Annotated in this window: 10 protein-coding genes; 1 reads left to right on the top strand and 9 read right to left on the bottom strand. The window is 45.5% G+C overall.

Features of this window, described 5'->3' with window-relative positions; translation table 11 throughout:
* Positions 1-38: 38 nt before the first annotated feature.
* From ACED41_RS00920 to ebgR, 9 genes are all read right to left on the bottom strand, one after another.
* Positions 39-1,148 (bottom strand): phosphatase PAP2 family protein, encoded by a 1,110-nt coding sequence (locus ACED41_RS00920; RefSeq protein WP_371724341.1) that lies wholly within the window; start codon positions 1,146-1,148, stop codon positions 39-41.
* Between the two features lie 322 nt (positions 1,149-1,470).
* Positions 1,471-2,811, bottom strand: a complete 1,341-nt coding sequence (locus ACED41_RS00915) for an MATE family efflux transporter (RefSeq protein ID WP_017060807.1) — start codon at positions 2,809-2,811, stop codon at positions 1,471-1,473.
* Between the two features lie 392 nt (positions 2,812-3,203).
* The gene (gene ygjK / locus ACED41_RS00910) at positions 3,204-5,603 is read right to left on the bottom strand and encodes an alpha-glucosidase (RefSeq protein ID WP_371724340.1); all 2,400 of its coding nucleotides are present in this window, start codon (positions 5,601-5,603) and stop codon (positions 3,204-3,206) included.
* A gap of 15 nt (positions 5,604-5,618) precedes the next feature.
* The gene (gene ygjJ, locus ACED41_RS00905; RefSeq protein ID WP_004734431.1) at positions 5,619-6,683 is read right to left on the bottom strand and encodes a protein YgjJ; all 1,065 of its coding nucleotides are present in this window, start codon (positions 6,681-6,683) and stop codon (positions 5,619-5,621) included.
* A 426-nt stretch (positions 6,684-7,109) separates the two neighbouring features.
* Entirely contained in the window at positions 7,110-8,543 is a 1,434-nt protein-coding gene (locus tag ACED41_RS00900; RefSeq protein WP_017069519.1) for an amino acid permease, read from the bottom strand.
* A gap of 574 nt (positions 8,544-9,117) precedes the next feature.
* Complete coding sequence (locus tag ACED41_RS00895) at positions 9,118-10,542, bottom strand: amino acid permease (RefSeq protein WP_017063320.1); 1,425 nt, start codon at positions 10,540-10,542, stop codon at positions 9,118-9,120.
* A 142-nt stretch (positions 10,543-10,684) separates the two neighbouring features.
* Positions 10,685-11,137, bottom strand: a complete 453-nt coding sequence (locus tag ACED41_RS00890) for a beta-galactosidase subunit beta (RefSeq protein ID WP_017066026.1) — start codon at positions 11,135-11,137, stop codon at positions 10,685-10,687.
* Between the two features lie 3 nt (positions 11,138-11,140).
* Positions 11,141-14,272 carry a beta-galactosidase subunit alpha gene (ebgA, locus tag ACED41_RS00885; RefSeq protein WP_371724339.1) on the bottom strand — a complete coding sequence of 1,044 codons (3,132 nt, stop codon included), beginning with the start codon at positions 14,270-14,272 and terminating at the stop codon, positions 11,141-11,143.
* 324 nt (positions 14,273-14,596) lie between these two features.
* A complete protein-coding gene (gene ebgR, locus ACED41_RS00880) occupies positions 14,597-15,580 on the bottom strand; it encodes a transcriptional regulator EbgR (RefSeq protein WP_017069515.1) in 984 nt (327 codons plus the stop codon).
* A gap of 393 nt (positions 15,581-15,973) precedes the next feature.
* Here ebgR and galE point away from each other — a divergent pair, with 393 nt between their 5' ends.
* Positions 15,974-16,984 (top strand): UDP-glucose 4-epimerase GalE, encoded by a 1,011-nt coding sequence (galE, locus tag ACED41_RS00875; protein ID WP_371724338.1) that lies wholly within the window; start codon positions 15,974-15,976, stop codon positions 16,982-16,984.
* Positions 16,985-17,135 lie beyond the last annotated feature (151 nt).

Raw genomic sequence — 17,135 nt, 5'->3', positions numbered from 1 at the left:
TCGTTATCCGATGTGATAAAGGGTGGGACATATCTAGTTTATGGAGCTTTGATTGGTGGTGTCCGTCTTCGCAACCAGTAACCAATAGCGTGCCAAAGAGCGACGACTAATATCGCCCCTAAGTATCCGTCGATTGCATAGTGCCAAGCCAAGTGAACGGAGCCGATCTGGACAATAAAAGCATAACCCCACGCCAAATATCCCAGCTTTTTGTTCAACCTAAATGCTGTCATTGCCATTAACACTGCGATAGTGACATGCAAACTAGGCATCGCAGATATTCCCGTTCCTCGGCCTCTTATGCCAGTAACATAGCTATCCCAAAGCATATCCTGCGCGGATAGCATCCAAAGTGGGAATAGATTCGCTTGCTTTAACTGGAGGTCTTGCGCTTGTAGACGTTCCATTAACCTAAGATAGAGATCTTGTTCATAGAAGTGGTGAAAGTAGGCGGGTCCCGCAGACGACAACAGCGTCGCTATGACGTTACCTAGGAGAAACCAAGATATCAAAAAGGTCAGGATAAACTGATTACGAAGTTGGTCATCTTTTCGATAGATGATGAAAAAAAGTAACATTCCCCACATCAGAAAAAACCATAAGTTGTATAAGAAGTTCATCACCAAAGTTGAAGCTGCATTTGGCAGGAAGAAGTGTGTGAGTTCCCATGGAGATACGCCAAAGTGCAACCACTTATCTAAGTGGTAAAAAGCGAGGTCTAAAGTGTAAGGATTGAAGTGCGGGATGAGTGATTTGATAAACGTGTAACTCGAAAATGAGATGTTCAAAGCGAGCATTAACAAGACAAAGTGAATGGGTTTCGAGATAGGAAATAGCAGTGATTTCACTTTTTTGATGAATCGTATAGTCGGTTTTTTTTCTCTCTTAAACAGTAAATAACAGTAATAATACGTTGCCCAGATAATAAAAGTGACATAGCAAATGGTAATTAAGACATCGATATAACTATAGATGTCATACTTCATATTATTTGGGACAAATAGGTTGATGGTTAAGGTGAGCGGAGCAATGAATGCCACGTACCATAAAATCAGTTTGTTTCTTCTAAATTCATGGAGTAGGGAAGCTAGCAAGGTTGATTGTTCTTTTCGAGGCGCGGGCTTGGCGGTGGTCGTTTCTGAATCCATATAGCCCCTCCTCAAGATTTCCAATCATGATTAAAGGTTAGTTCATCTGAGCTGTTTTTCTACTCTGGGCTTGGTCTCTGCGACAAAAATAAATGAAATAATTCCTTCCATTTTTCACAACCCGACTATACTTAATTTACGACTCAAGGCAGTCGTAAAGAATAGGCTTTTTGATTTACCTAAGTAAAAAAAATGGTTATATCCTCATGATATAGCTTAAAAATCTACCAGGCTAAACGGACTTAGTTGGTCTTAAAAGCGCTAGCTCCCCCTAGCGCTTTTTTCTTTTGGTCGAGATAAATTTCGACGTATCAACAACAACCTAAAAAGAGAATCGAGTCCATTTCTTAGCTCGCCAGCGATAGGCCATGATGATTCCACGGAACCACTCGTCCATCGCGATTGCCATCCAAGCACCCAATACGCCATAACCCCAATGCACGCCAAGCAAATAGCTCATGGCAACCCCAATGCCCCACATGCTGAGAATGCCCATTTTGATCGGGAATTTAATGTCGCCAGCAGCCTTTAGACAAGAGATAAAGATAAGGTTAAATACTCGTCCAGCTTCAAGAATGATGGAACCTGCAATCAGTGCCGCCGTTAGCGCAATGATCTCTGGATCTTGCGTGAACAGATCGAGAATTTCGAAACGGAACACATACACCATGCAGGTGATCGCGGTTGACGCGATAAAGCCAACCACAAAGTAACGTTGCACGCGCTTGGTAATCTCGTCGATCCAACCCTTACCAATGTAATAGCCTGTTTGGATTTGGCTGCCTTGACCAATTGCCAGTGCAAACGCAAAAGAGAGGCGAGCGATGTTTTGTGCGTAAGTAAACGCAGCCAGTGAAGACGTACCCATCTGCACTACAAAGAAGGTAATGCTGATCTGAGCCATGTTATAAGAGAGCACTTCTCCAGCGTTCATCGAGCCGATCTTCATGATTTTTTGATAGATGGCTTTCGGCACAGATTTAAACTGCTTCACTGGTAGATAAATCCCTTTGCTTCTGACCACACCAATCAAGATCAACATTCCGATTACTTGGCTAATGACGGTCGCGGTCGCAACCCCTTGCACGCCGTATACAGGCAAACCAAAAGGTTGATATAAGGCACAGTAGTTACCGAATACGTTGATGACACCTGCAATCATATTGATCACCATCGGTGACTTTGAATAGCCATGACTGCGCAAAATAGTGGTGAGAACCACACCTATGGTTACATTGAAGGTGAGAGCACCACTGATGAACAGGTATTCTTGCGCGTACTGTTCGACTTGAGGTTCGAGTTGATAAAGCGGGATAAAATATTCAGCAACAAGAACGGCAATCACACTCAGTAGCACACCGGCAATAATGGCCAGAATGATACTTGCTACACCCACGTGAGCGCTCTCTTGAGTGCGGGAAGCACCATTGTATTGCGCGATTAGAATACCCGTACCACTGCTGACCATGGTCGAGACAATGATCAGGAAAAAGGATATCTGAGAAATAACACCAACGGCAGACACGGCTTTGTCCGAGTATCCCGATAACATGAATACATCACTGGTGTTGAGTGCGGTTCTTAAAAGAACTTCGATAAAAATTGGCCAGGTGAGCGCAACGATTCCCATACGTTTGTTTAGGGTGGAATCAGCATTAGGCATTTAGGTTTTCTCAAAAAAGGGGTAGGCGACACTATAGTTTAGCTATTATTTAGTAAACGACTATCAAATTAATGTCCGGAAGGCTAATAAGGATAAATAAAATTCGAATAAGTCTTCAGAATTCAATATTTCAGTGAGGGTGATGAAATTTTTGAATGGGATTTCATAGCAAGAGCACTCTTTGCTTTTTGTGAGTAAAAGCTTGCCTGTGTTAGCTGAGTACAACGAACAGAGTAAAAGGATCATGGTAGGCCAAATGGTCTAAGTGCTTGTTTTTCGCTTACGTTACTTCAGATATAAAAAAGGCACTCAGCGAGAAACTGAGTGCCAAAGTCTGAAATTTATGAGGTTAGATTTTCATTGAATTTCAGAAGACAGGTATAGGTTTTTACTTACTCTGCGTCAGTAAAGAAATCGTTGTATAACATGTATAGGTGGGCAGCACTCCAAGAGAAGTTTGGAGCACCTTGTTGTTCACCGTTTAGCGGGTTGTAGTTCTCACGGATAGGACCGTCTTGTACCAAGCCATCGGCGTGGTCGAAGAATGCGCCTGCCATTTCAATCGCATCGTCACGGTAGCCGTAGCTGTCCATACCTTTTAGGCCGAAGTAGAACTGGTCTACCCATACACGTCCACGCCAGTAAATATCTGGGCCAAATGCTGGGCTAGAAAGCGCTGCTGTGCCCAGTGGAACGTAGGTGTTGAACTCTGAGGTATCTTTCATCACAGAGACCACTGCATCAGCGTGAGCTTGTGTTGCTGCACCGTTGAACAGTGGTGACCAACCCTCAGGGCCTTTACCACGCTCGACAATCGGTTTGCCTGCGCAGCCATTGGCTAAAGGCTTGTCTTCAATACGAATGTCATAGAAGAAGTTAGTGCCTTCGTCGAACATACAGGTGTTGATGTAGTTCGATAGGTGCTCTGCTTTTTCACGGAACTCTTTCGCTTCTGCGTCTTTACCTAGAATGTCAGCCATTTCTGCTAGGTACTTGTTATCGCTGTACATGTAGCTTGCTTGGTCAACGGACTCTTGCAGCAATGAATAGCCAAGCAAAGTGCCGTCTTCAGCGCGGTTTTGAGCGAATTCAACATCCCAATCACTGCGCTTGCCACCGTTAGCAACGTACGCGTCTAGCTGGTCTTTATCGATGAAACCGAAGGCTGCTGCATCATCACGACCTGATTCCCAAGACGCAGCGGTTTGAGCTGGGCTCTCGATGTAATCGTAGTTGCCTTCTGCTACCACTTTATCCAGTTCAGCTTGGCCTACGACTGTTTCGTGCTTATCGCCACGAACCACGGTGAAGTACATTTCACCTTCAGGTGTGTTGTGTGCTTTGTCACGAGCAGCGCCATACTCTGGAACGCCATTGCCGTTGTTGTCACGGTTGCGTAGCCACCAATCATGGTATGCCACTAGTTTTGGATACATCTCTTCTAGCCAAGCTTCGTCGCTGGTGGTTTTGTAGACTTCCATTACTGCCCATGCTGCTAGGCTTGGTTTGGTATTACGTTCATTCCAGTTACCGCCATCGCCGCCACGTTCTGGACTTAGGTTGTAAGCGAGTAGATCGGGCACGTAACCTTCATCCCAAGGACGAACGGCATCGTCAGCCTGAATTTGGTAAGCGAACATCGCGCGGATGTTATCTTTCGCTACATCTGGGTTGAAGTGAGCCATTGCGTAGGCTTGCTTCCATGTGTCCCAAGGCCAAGTTTGGTTGCCCGAGAACCAACGCGCCGTCACGGATGGTGTCACAGAGTCAAACTCCATCGCACCTGCAGCGCCACGCCAGTTACCGTTTAGGGTTTCCATCGCTTTAACCGCAACACGCTCTTGCTCTGGTGTCGCGTTCGGGTTGGTTAAACCCATCTCAAGATAGCCTTCCCAACGTTCTGCTGATGCGGCTAAGAAGTCGGCAGGGTTTGCCATGATCTTTTTGATTTCAGGCTGTTCCGCTTGCGCTTCTTCTGCCGTTAGAACATGCGAGTATGTGGTGTAGATAGTCGTCGATGCTTCAATGTTTGCCGTTGAAGTAAACGCTAAACCATCAACCGTGGTTTTCGTTGGAATCGACTTGTGAACTTGGTATTCAGACTCACCAGAAGTCAGTAGATCCCATGTCGAACGAACCTTACCGAAGGTCACCTTTAGGCCATCGTCGGTTGCGACGATTTGACGGTCATACTCAGGGTAAGTTTCAGCGATTGTTTTGTCGGTTTGTGCCACGCCTTCTTTGGCGTGCGTCTTTTCTAGCAGTTCACCATCCCACACTAATTCAACCGGTGAGTCGGTAGTGATTTTTGTTTCTAGCAGAGAGGTACGGTTTGAAGCAAAACGCATCGTCATTTCTACGGTCACATCGTCAGATTTTAGCGTCTGAACCAATGCGCCCGGTAGGCTATAAGCTTCCATAGTGAAAGCCACTTTTTTGCCGTCTTTGAACACGCTTAGGCGGTCGAAGTTATCAGCCATGAAGTTGATATATTCTTCGGTAAGCAGTGCTGTACCTGGGAATCCGCCCATGCCTTCTGCACTGTCTGGCAGTAGGTGACCGTGCCATGCGCCTAGGTCGAAGAATGGGTTAAAGCGTTGGTGGTCATCGAAGTCGTAATCTCGCATGTATTCTGGCGAGCCAGTACGGTCGATAACGTTCTTAAACTCGTTGGCTTGCAGTTGCTCTGTGTCAGAGCCTGAGCCTGAGCCAGAGATTGAGTTTGAAGCACAACCAGTAACGACAAGGGCTGCACCGATAGCGAGAGCTGCGAATGATTTATTCAGTTTCATGATCAATTCCTGTTATTACCAGTAGAAGTATTGCATTGCGAACACCTGAGCGTCGCCGATTTCAGTGTCGCTGCCTACGCCAAAGCGGCTATCGAAAGCAGTCGCAAACGCGCCGTTGCCGTATTCATACCAAACGCCAGCATTGATGTAAGAGGTGATTTCTTTGTCGCCATTGTCACCGTCAAAGTTTGCGTAGTTGTAGGCTGCAGATAGGTAAACGCCTTGTGCCGCTTCGTACCATGCACTGGTTTGAATACCAGACTCGCTACCGAAAGACTCTTGGTTGCCTTTATCTGTATCGTGCCAAACACGAGTGGCGAAGTTTTTGTACTCAGCACCCAATAGCAATAGTTCACCACCATCGTTGTTACGAACTTCACCACCACCCATTAGGGTTAAGTCGTCGGTCAGATCGTATTGAAGGTAACCATTGACCATGGCGTTCTTATCTTTCCATTGGTCTGCGAAGCTGTCGTATTTACCGAAGTGAACAAGAGCATCGTCTTCCGAGAAGTCAGACTCTGGCGCGAAAGAAACGCTGTAGCGAAGCTTGCCTTCTAGGTTTTGAATCTTCACACCAAGGTGCACGTCTCGCGTGTTTGAGATCGCGTAGCCGTATTCAACCGTAGGGTCACCCCACCATTGAACGTCATCTAATGAAGAGTCCATACGACCAATCATGAATTCTGTTTTGTTATCTGTGCGGTAGCCAGCGTAAAAGCGGTTGAAACCACCTTCAAAACCGCCCCAGCCGTGGCCCGTTGCCCAAGCATTGCCTTCGTCATCGGCTTGTACTGTCCAGCCCTCCATATAAGCAAGACCAAACCAATTACCGTGCTCGATAGCCAAGCCAGCTTCAATGTAAGTACCGTCTGCGTAGCGGCCTTTATCATCACCTTCGAGTGCCACGTGACCACCAAGGCCAAGCTCACCATAAAAGTTAAATAGGGTTTCAGTTTCTGTCTGAGGAGGCTGAGTATCACTGTGGTTTGCTGCGGACTCTTCCGCGTGGGCAGTGGTACTTAAGGCAGCAAGAATACAGCTTGTAATAAGAGTGTTTTTAGTAAAACTACTTTTCATTTTAATCACTTCTGTGTCGGGGTTATAAATGAAGGTTCGCAAGCAGTTCTGACTTCTAATATGGGGTGCTCTTCAAGGCGTATTGGTCAGGTTACTTACGATCGCAAACCAATATTAATGATAATTTTGATGTTTAAAATTAATTAAGTTTAAAAGTGTGATCTATTTTTAGTAAATATTTACTTTGTTTTTATTTTGACTTTCAGTTGAATTTGCAGAGGTATGGCTAGGGTTGTAAGTATTCGGGAGGTGAATTGTTTGATGGGTGGTTAGATTGTTGGTTCGAATGTTTTGATTCTTGAATGGCTTTGATTTAATCGAGATGGTTAGTGGAAATGTACCGACAAATAAAAAGGCACTCACCAAATGTGAGTGCCTGAAGTTTAAGTCAGAGTGCCCGAAGTTTAAATCAGAGTGCAGGGTAAACTAAGCGTTCGCCGGTTCAGGTTTTGCTTCTAGTTTTTTCTCTTCTGGAGATAAGCTTTTTTCATATTTTCCGTACTTCCACCACGCGTAGCCAAGGAAGATAACAATCCCGCCCACGTTGTAGAAGATGATGGTCATGATGTCAGCACCTGTTGGGAAGGTTGACGCAAAGAAGCCAACAGTGAAAATGCCGATCAGAATCGAGACCACGGTAATGCCTGTCATACGTGAGCCCATTCTGAAATCACGAGGTAAGTGATCCAACTTCAAACGTAAATTAAGGTACGCGATCATGATGAATAGCGGTGGCAACATCGATGCTGCAGCTGTCATGTTGATAATGGTACTCATCAGATCTTGAACCGTATCGGACGCCAGTGTCGGAATGAACATCAGTGGAATCACAATCAAGAACTGAATCCAAGCCGCACGCTCTGGAACGCCTTGTTTGTTTAGAGCGACCGTTTTCTCACCGAAGATACCTTTAGGGATTTCAGAGAAGAAAATCTTAACGGGTGTTGCCGTCCACATCAGCAGAGAGCCCAGCATCGCCGTGAATGAAACCACACCAACGAAACGGTTCATCAAGATTTCAGACAGGCCAAAGTGTCTTGCTAGCCCTTCAAATACCTGAACTGAGCCGCCTGTGAATTTAAGCTCTTCACGCGAAACAAACACGTTTGCTAACACAGATCCTACCGAGTAAAGCGCACCGATGAAGATACCGGCAATGATGATGACTTTAACGAAAGACTTGTGACCGCCTTTGATGTCATTAACGTAAACCGCGACCGATTCTGCACCGCCTGCCGCCATGAAGATCCAAGTGATTACGCCAAGGAATGCCCAGTTGAAGCTTGGTGTCATGGCTTCAATGGTGATTGGGTCAGCTGGCTCGATACCGCCTACCAAAGCACCGCCAGATAACAAGATGTAAGACATCGTTAACAGCAGCATCAGTGAGGATGTTAGTGAAGTGATAGGGCCCAGTAATTTCGCGCCGTTGTTCGAGATATGAGTCGCGACCGCAAACAAAATGGTACTCAGAATCGCGGTGGTCATTGGCGTGAATATGTACTCAAAGCCTAAGAACGCATACGACGCATAAGCGATGATTCTAGGCAGCAGAGATGTGAAGAAGAACAGGTTAACAAACCAGTAGGTGTAAGCTGAAATAAACGCCCAGCGGCCGCCTAGAGAGCTTTTAACCCAAGAGTAAACACCCGCTTCAGAGTCTTTATTCAGTGACACAAACTCTGCAACGATCAAACAAAATGGCACAAAGTAAAAGATGGTTGCTAGAAAGAACATCGGAGCTGAGGAAAGGCCGATCTCGATGTTGTTATTAATGATGTTATTGAAGCTGTATACCGCCGCGAAGGTCATAGACAGTAGGGCAAATTTGCCTATCGTACTGCGTTTATTTTCGGACATGATGTTCTCCGGTGAATCACGTTGATGATCGTTATAACTTGGTCCTAGAGAGGGAAGCTCTAGGCCGCACTTTTATTGTTATGTTGGTTTGGCAAACACCCGCTTTGTTTTGTCAGGGTTGGCTCATTGTTGTTTTTATAGATTTACGATCGGACTTCTTTGGGATTTTTTTCTTTGGTATTTCAGTAAACTTATTACCAAAACAAAGAGTTAAAGATTAAGAAGTTCATTGAAGAGATTGCTTGTTTCATGAGCGACGATTTATAAGGCGTGTAGGGGCTTTTTTGTCGCTTTCTTTATATGAATCAGTTTGTCTCTTCAGCAAGAAGATTAAAGATTAAGCGGCGGGAAGTTAATCGAAATTGATCAAATATGTGACCTTGAGTAAATAAATTTAGTTAATATTTTACCTTGGTTTTTATTCGAGTTTTATTACCTATTAATTGGTGTTTTTCGTGAACTGAAACCTTGACGGAACGCCGTTTTTATTTCTCGGGATTGATTTTAATTGTCTGATTTAAAACAAAAAAAACGCCTTGTTAGGCGCTTTTAAAGTTGGGGGGGATGCAGAGTGCTACGATTGCTTAGCGGTTTCTAGCTTTGCTTCTTTACCTGCTTGCTTCTTTTCAAAGCGAGAGATCCACCACCATGCAATACCAGAGAATACCGCTGTCATGAAGACGTTGATGAAGAAGGCTTGAACAAGGTCAACACCTGTCGGGAATGCCGATGCTGTCATGCTCACAATGAAGATACCAATCAGTACCGATACCACTGCCATACCTTGAACTCGAGTACCCATGCGGAAATCACGCGGTGTGTCGTCGTGTTTCAAGCGGAATACAAAGTAGGCCACCATGATGAAGATTGGCGGTAGCATTGCGGTACCTGCTGTTAGATTGATTGCTGTATTCATCATGTCTTGTACAGATTCAGAGCCGAAGCCGTTCACCACAAGCATCACGAATACAAACGCGAACTGCCACCAAGCTGCACGTACTGGCACGCCGTGTTCGTTAAGCTCTGTTGTCTTCTCGCCGTAAACACCTTTAGGGATTTCAGAGAAGTGAATTTTTACTGGAGCTGCTGTCCACATCATCATCGAACCGAACATAGCAACGAATAGGATAATACCGACGAAGCGACCCGTTAGAGATTGTGAAATGTCGAAGTAGTTCGCCATACCTGTGAAGATTTCAACCATGCCGCCAGCGTAGGTCAGTTCATCACGAGCAACGAATACGTTTACTAGAAGAGAGCCCACTGCGTACATTGCGCCGATTGCGATACCTGCACCAATGATAACCTTGATGAAAGACTTGTGACCGCCCTTAACATCGTTTAGGTAAGCGGCTGCGGTTTCTGCACCACCGGCTGCTTGGAAGATCCAACACATGATACCTAGCGTTGCCCAGTTGATGGTCGGTGTCATTGCTTCAAGCGTGATTGGTTCTACTGGCTCATGGTTGCCGCCCAGTGCCATTAGTGCACCGATAACGTAGATTGCAAACAGAGCGAATACACCGTAGGCCACGATCTCGGCAATCTTACCTAGCCAGCTCGCGCCTTTGGTTGAGATGTGAGTTGCTGCAGCAAACAGAGCAATCGAGATAGCCGATGTGACGACTGGCGAGAAGGCGTATTCATAGCCCAACATCGCGTAAGACGCATAGGCGATTACGTTTGGTAGCAGGGATACAAACCAGAAAAGGTTTACGAACCAGTATAGGAAGGAACCTAGGTAGGCTGCTTTTGAGCCTAGTGGTTTTTTTAGCCAGTCATACATGCCTGACTCAGAATTTTTATTTGCTGATACGAATTCAGCAATGATGAACACGAACGGAATGAAGTAAATAAGGGTCGCGAGCAAAAAGATAGGGGCTGAACTCAATCCCAATTCGATGTTGTTGTTTACAATGTTGCGAACGTTAAATACCGCTGCAAATGTCATGGAGAGTAGGGCAAATTTGCCTAACTTACCGCGTACAGATTCAGACATAGTGTCCTCCGAGGAATCACGTAATTATAGTCGTTATTTCTCAATGCTTCCTTGTAGGGAGGAAGCATTGAGGCTTTGTTCAGCATGTTGGAGCCTTGAACGGCAAGGCTCGATACATACTGTGAATAGATAGCGTTATTGTTTATTTATTGAGGAAGTAACCGTCTTCAATGGTCACTTTCAGTACCACTTTTCGAACTCGGTTATCACCGTGGAAACGGTAAGCCTGATTGTTGTCAAAGATCGCCACTTGGCCTTCAGCTAGTTCACGAGTTTCACCGTTCCCCATTAGGTGTTCGCGGTCGGTTTCATCGCTATAAGCTTGGATCTGCTCTAGCTCTGATTTCGCTGCGAATTCAACCGTTTCACGGCCTTCTAGGTAGTAGTGCACGTCGAAGTAACGACGATTACCGGTGAAGTTTTCTGTGTTACGAGCCACACCGTCTTCAATCATGTAAGCCAGTGAATCACCAATTGAATACATCACGCCATCTTTGATGTTTCCGATGTTTTCAATCGCTTCTACACAGCGTTGCCATTTACGACCATCGCGGTAGACGACTTTAAATTGTTCTAAGTTTTCTAAAACGATCATCGCTTATGCCTCGTTCAGTTGTGGTTGAGCTTTTGGTGCATTCACCGTAAAAAACTCATCGCCAAAGTTGTGATTGATTAGGTGCTGCGCATCGCAATCGCCTGCTTGGAATGGAATCAGAGTTAAACCGTAGCGGAACTCGTCCATGTAAACGCGGTAAGAATCGAGCACTTCGCTGCCCCAAGAGTTAGAGCCTAAGCCCATCACTTGGTGATCTAGGTTTAACGTGATGTAACCGCTTTTCTCTAGCTCAATGGTGTGTTGTGCTTGGTGCAGGTTTTGGTTGGTGTAGAACCATGCGCTGAAGTTGATTTCTTGCTGTGGTTTTACTGCAATACCATTACCCGCGCGGCTTGAAAGCGCAGCCCAACGAACGTGTTGGCGGTTGCCGTTGTTCTGTGGGAACGGGTAGTTCTCGAACATGTCTGCAACGGTTGATTGGTACACATCAATCATGTTGGCTTGCTTGCTGTCTTGGTAGTTCTCTTCAGGGCCGCGTCCGTAATATTGGACTTGGTCGAAGTCGCCGTTGATGCCCATATCAAAACCAATCACAGGAATTACATGAGGGTACTCACCGTAACGTTCGCCGCTTAGCTCAACGTTCAATTGGCCTTCAGCATTAACTTGGTAGCGATATTCACAACGCATGCCGAAATCGAATACTGGTGGAGCAATGATGCTGGTGGTGGTGATCTCGACCTTGCCATTTACCTGTTCAACGTTAACGCATTCAAGGTCAATGCTACGGAAGTGCTCCTGCATAATTTGCAAGTGTGCAGGCTCCCAGTAACCATCGTGCTCTTGTTTATGGTTATCGATCATTGGCTTGAAGAAGTTGATTCGTGGTTCTGACTTAATCATCTCTTCGCCATTGACCAACCATGACGTCAGCTTGCCGTTCACTTTCGAGAAGTTCAGTGCGAAGTTGTGGCCTTTGATTAGGTAAGCTAAACGAGACTCTTCCACATTCAGTGCTGTCGCATTGTTGTTAGTGAAGGCTTCTAGCTGTGCTGTGTTCTCTTTCACTTGGAATTGATACACCGCGATGTCGTGGTTCGCTTCGCTGTAAGGCGTACGAGAATCCTTGCGCACGGTAAAGTTCACAAACACTTCGCGCTCATCAAGTTGTGGCAAGTTAAGTGTCAGTTCACGGCTCGAGTTTTCTGCCAGTTCTTCAATCTTGATGTGTTGCACAGCAATGGTTTCACCTTCAGCACGGATTTCCGCAGTGATGGTGTAGTCATCGATGTTTGAGAACCAAAGTTTGTTGTCTACTGTGAAGGTGCCGTCTTCAGCATTGAAGTCACGGATCTTCACTGGTGCGATAACCTGCTTGTACTCTTTTAAGCCTGGCCCCGGTGTTTGGTCTGGGTAGATCAAACCGTCCATGCAGAAGTTGTAGTTGTTCGGGTAGTCACCGTAGTCACCGCCGTACTTATAGAACTCAGTACCCGCTTCATCACGCGCTAGAATGCCGTGGTCACACCATTCCCAAACGTAGTGACCTTGAATTGCATCGTGCTTGTAGAACACGTTTTGGTATTCGGTTAAGCCACCTGGGCCATTACCCATTGCGTGTGCGTATTCACAGATAATGCGTGGTTTTTCGTGCGGGAATTCACCGAAGGCATTCATCAGTTGAGCACGTGAGTACATGGTTGAAATGATGTCGACCACTTCAGCATCGCGGTCTTCTTCATAGTGAACCAAGCGGGTGTCATCAATCGCTTTTGCCGCATCGTACATAGAGCGGATATTGCAGCCGTAGCCTGATTCGTTACCTAAAGACCACATGATGATAGAAGGGTGGTTCTTTTGAGCGTGGATATGACGTTCGATACGTTCAACAAACACCGCTTCCCATGCTGCATCGTTAGTGATGCGGCTTAGGTCGCCAACGTTAGCAAAGCCGTGAGTTTCGACATCGGTTTCACCCATCACGAACAGGCCGTAGATGTCACACAGTTCGTAGAAACGTGGGTCATTCGGGTAGTGCGCAGTACGTACTGAGTTGATGTTGTGTTGCTTCATCAACACCAAGTCTTTCTCAACGCGATCCATGCCCACAGCACGACCTTTCAGGTGGTCGTTGTCGTGACGGTTTACACCATGCAGCATCACGTATTTGTTGTTGATGTAGAACAGACCATCGCGAACTTTAATGTCTCGGAAACCAACGCGCTGTGGAATCACTTCTAGCACTTCGCCGTCTGTGTCTTTTAGCGTCAGCAACAGTTGGTAAAGGTATGGGTTTTCAGCATTCCATTGAACAGGGTTCACGACATCGATAGAGAATTGAGTGTTCGCATTGCCGCCAGTCTGTTGGTTAGGAACAGTTAAGTTATCTACTGAGCCTTGGGAGATAACTTGGCTGCCATCAAGCAATGCGTACTCAAGAGTTGCGTTAGTCGCTGCTGCTAGGTTTTCTAGAGCAACGTTGCACGAAAGGGTCGCGCTTTGGTAAGCGTCGTCAAAATCAGTACGAACCATTAGGTCTTGAACGTGAAGTTGTTCTTTACCAACAAGGTAAACATCACGGAAGATGCCGCCTGTCCACCACATGTCTTGGTCTTCAATGTAGGTGGAGTCTGCCCACTGCATCACGCGAATAGAAAGTAGGTTGTTGCCCGCTTTTACGTGGCTAGAGATATCGAATTCAGCGGTTAGGCGGCTGCCCTTGCTGAAACCAACGTACTCACCATTTACGTAAACTTCGAAGTAGGTCTCTACGCCATCGAATTTAATAATGGTTTGTTTCTCGTTCCAGCTGTCGCCAAGGAAGAACGAACGTTGGTATGCGCCTGTCGGGTTATCTGACGGTACGAAAGGTACATCAATTGGGAATGGGAAACCTTCATCTGTGTACTGAAGATCGCCGTGGCCTTCCATCTGCCACATATTTGGCACCGTAATGTGGCCCCAATCGCTCATCTCTTGAGAGTAAAACTCTTCAGGAACCAAGAGCGGGTTAGTGAAGTAGCTGAAATTCCATTGACCACTTAGTAGTTGGAAGTGGCTGCTTAGTTCACGTTGAAATGTTTTAGCGGTTTTTTCTGATGCGTATGAGAAGAAGTAAGCACGTGGTGCCATACGGTTCTCATGTAAGTTCAGGAAGTTTTCCCAGTTGTTCACGTTGCCTCTCTCTCGGTCTGAATGCAGTTTGCTGACCGACGTTCTTATGCGTAATTGGGTCGTAGTGAATACGAGTATTTTTGGACTGAGGTAATTATTAGTAAAAGTTTTACTAAATGAAATTGGTGAAAACGTTTTACTTTAACTTCATCACGTTTTTTATGGTCTTTTTACGGTGCTGTGTGATCCACTTAAAAGAATGCTATTGGCTGTTTTATGCAGCAGGTTAAAGAGGGGGATATGTGTCGATTGATGTATGTGATGGGCACAAAAAAGGCCACCTTCAACAAAGGCAGCCTTAATTTATCCATTTGATATATTTAATTATTTTGTTGTGTCACGCAGCTTAAGTTTGCTTGGTACATAGACGCGTAATGGGATGGTTCGGCCGTCGCGTACTTTCTCAATTAGCAGGTTAACGCCTTGAATTCCCATTAGTTCAGAGTGAATACGAACAGTTGATAAAGATGGGAAGGTAAATTTAGCTGTTGGGATGTCGTTTACACTGATCAGCGCAATATCTTCAGGGATGTTTAATCCGTGCTCATGAACTGCTCGTAAAACGCCAATTGCGATGGAATCTGACGCAATAAACATGGCTTTAGGGTAGTCGCCCGTCGCGAGCATCTGTTTTGCAAGCTTGTAACCTGATGAGCTAGAGAAGTCACCACGGTAGATGTCTTGCTCACTGACAACGTTCTTGAGGCCACCATATTCAGCAAAAGCGACTTCACGAATATCAGGGGTATTGACGTCGTCTTGGCCACCAATAAAGCCGATGCGCTCATAGCCTTGGTTGATAAAGAAGTTGGTGATCTCTTTGCTGATCAAAGCCAGGTCGATATCGACAGAGTCATAAGGTTCTGAGTGATCGGTAAAATCGACATAACAGATATTATCGCTCAGCTTTTTAGCTTGCTCGATAACCTCTGGTGTCATTCTACCCACCAACAAAACACCTGTGATTGGTGCTGAATTGATCTGTATTTTACTTTCATAACAGTTGGTTAGCTTAACTTCCATCTTTTCACATTGGGTTTCAATCCCGTGGCGAATCGATAGATAGTAAGGGTCGTTAACTTCCGCTTCTTGCTTGTAGTTATACAGTGCTAGGAAGTGATGGTTTTGTTTTTTACTGCTAACGGTTTTTCGTGAGCTGCTGGTTTTGTATTCCAACTTCTCTGCAATTTCAAAGATACGCCTTTTGGTCTCTTCCTTGACGCTTAATGTTGGATCTTCATTGAGAACCCTTGAAACTGTAGCCAATGATACATTCGCTTCAGTCGCGATATCTTTTAACGTTGCCATACTCACTTCCTGTTATTGGAACATTGCGCTGCTTTGAAATTGGTATTTAGTAAAAAAGCAATGCACCTCTTTATTCTACAGACCTATTGTAATCAAACTGGACGTCATTGCATTAACTTTTAGTAAAATAAATGCTCAACTCATCTGTGATGTCTCAAATCTAACTATCTATAATTATCTTATTAAAATTCAATAAATTAGAGGTTAACAGCTATACATTTCCTCTATGTCATTAGCAGTACCAATGATGAAAGTTAGTGTAAACGTTTACACTTCGTGGTTTTGATCACAGAATTATAGTCAAAATGGCTGCTACTATTTCTGACATACGGTGCTACTGAGCTGAATGTCAGTTCGAGTTAGCCCACGAATGACGACAAAGAGAGGTTGATTGTGAAAGTACTGGTTACGGGCGGCATGGGTTACATCGGAAGTCATACATGCATTCAAATGATACAGGCAGGTATGGAGCCGATCATTGTTGATAACCTTTGCAACAGCAAAGAGCTAGTGCTGGAACGAATCGAGTCGTTAACTGGCAAGCGCCCAACGTTTTATCTTGGCGACATTCGTGACCAATCTTTTCTAGATAGCGTGTTTTCAGAAAACGATATCCAAGCGGTGATTCACTTTGCTGGCCTGAAAGCGGTAGGGGAGTCGGTGGCTAAGCCTTTGGAGTACTACGATAACAACGTTAATGGTTCACTAGTGTTAGCTCGAAGCATGAAGAAAGCGGGCGTGAAAAGCATCGTATTTAGTTCTTCGGCTACCGTTTACGGCGATCCAGAAGTAGTGCCGATTACTGAAACTTCACCAACTGGCGCGACAACTAACCCTTATGGTCGCAGCAAATATATGGTGGAAGAGTGCTTGAGCGATCTGTTCAACGCGGAGAACGACGGGAGCGTGACTTTACTGCGTTACTTCAATCCAGTTGGCGCACATCCATCGGGCACTATGGGTGAAGACCCACAAGGTATCCCAAATAATTTAATGCCGTTTATTGCTCAAGTAGCCGTCGGTCGCCGTGAAAAACTGGCTGTTTTTGGAAACGATTACCCAACAGTCGATGGCACAGGCGTTCGTGACTATATTCATGTAATGGATTTGGCTGATGGCCACGTAGCAGCACTAAAAGTGGTTGGCGAGAAAGCGGGCTTACACATTTACAACCTAGGTACGGGCAAAGGCTCAAGTGTACTCGAGATGGTTGAAGCCTTCGCACAAGCATCGGGCAAACCGGTTCCTTATGAACTTTGCCCACGCCGCGCAGGTGACATTGCCGAATGTTGGGCAAGTACTGAAAAAGCAGAGCGCGAGCTTGGCTGGAAGGCGACGCGTAGCGTGATGGAGATGACGGCGGATACATGGAATTGGCAGTCGAATAACCCACAAGGTTACTAAAGAACTTTTAAGCTATTGAAAAAATAGAGATTCCAGATATCTCGTACCTTTATTCTGGAATGACGGATGAGCATAAGGCTATGAAGTGGTGGCCTTTGCACAAATAGCACAACGAGATTACACGTCATTCCCTACAGCGAGGCACGAGCGT

This window comes from Vibrio sp. 1F255, from assembly GCF_041439145.1.
Taxonomy (GTDB): domain Bacteria; phylum Pseudomonadota; class Gammaproteobacteria; order Enterobacterales; family Vibrionaceae; genus Vibrio; species Vibrio crassostreae_C.
The sequence above is the reverse complement of the archived record's forward strand: the minus strand, read 5'-3'. Positions and strand labels throughout refer to the sequence as shown.

Coding starts and splice junctions, on each gene's coding strand:
- ebgR (WP_017069515.1), bottom strand. CDS start 15,580: ATGGCAACGTTAAAAGATATCGCGACTGAAGCGAATGTATCATTGGCT.
- ACED41_RS00900 (WP_017069519.1), bottom strand. CDS start 8,543: ATGTCCGAAAATAAACGCAGTACGATAGGCAAATTTGCCCTACTGTCT.
- ygjJ (WP_004734431.1), bottom strand. CDS start 6,683: ATGAAAAGTAGTTTTACTAAAAACACTCTTATTACAAGCTGTATTCTT.
- ACED41_RS00920 (WP_371724341.1), bottom strand. CDS start 1,148: ATGGATTCAGAAACGACCACCGCCAAGCCCGCGCCTCGAAAAGAACAA.
- ACED41_RS00890 (WP_017066026.1), bottom strand. CDS start 11,137: ATGATCGTTTTAGAAAACTTAGAACAATTTAAAGTCGTCTACCGCGAT.
- ACED41_RS00915 (WP_017060807.1), bottom strand. CDS start 2,811: ATGCCTAATGCTGATTCCACCCTAAACAAACGTATGGGAATCGTTGCG.
- ACED41_RS00895 (WP_017063320.1), bottom strand. CDS start 10,542: ATGTCTGAATCTGTACGCGGTAAGTTAGGCAAATTTGCCCTACTCTCC.
- ygjK (WP_371724340.1), bottom strand. CDS start 5,603: ATGAAACTGAATAAATCATTCGCAGCTCTCGCTATCGGTGCAGCCCTT.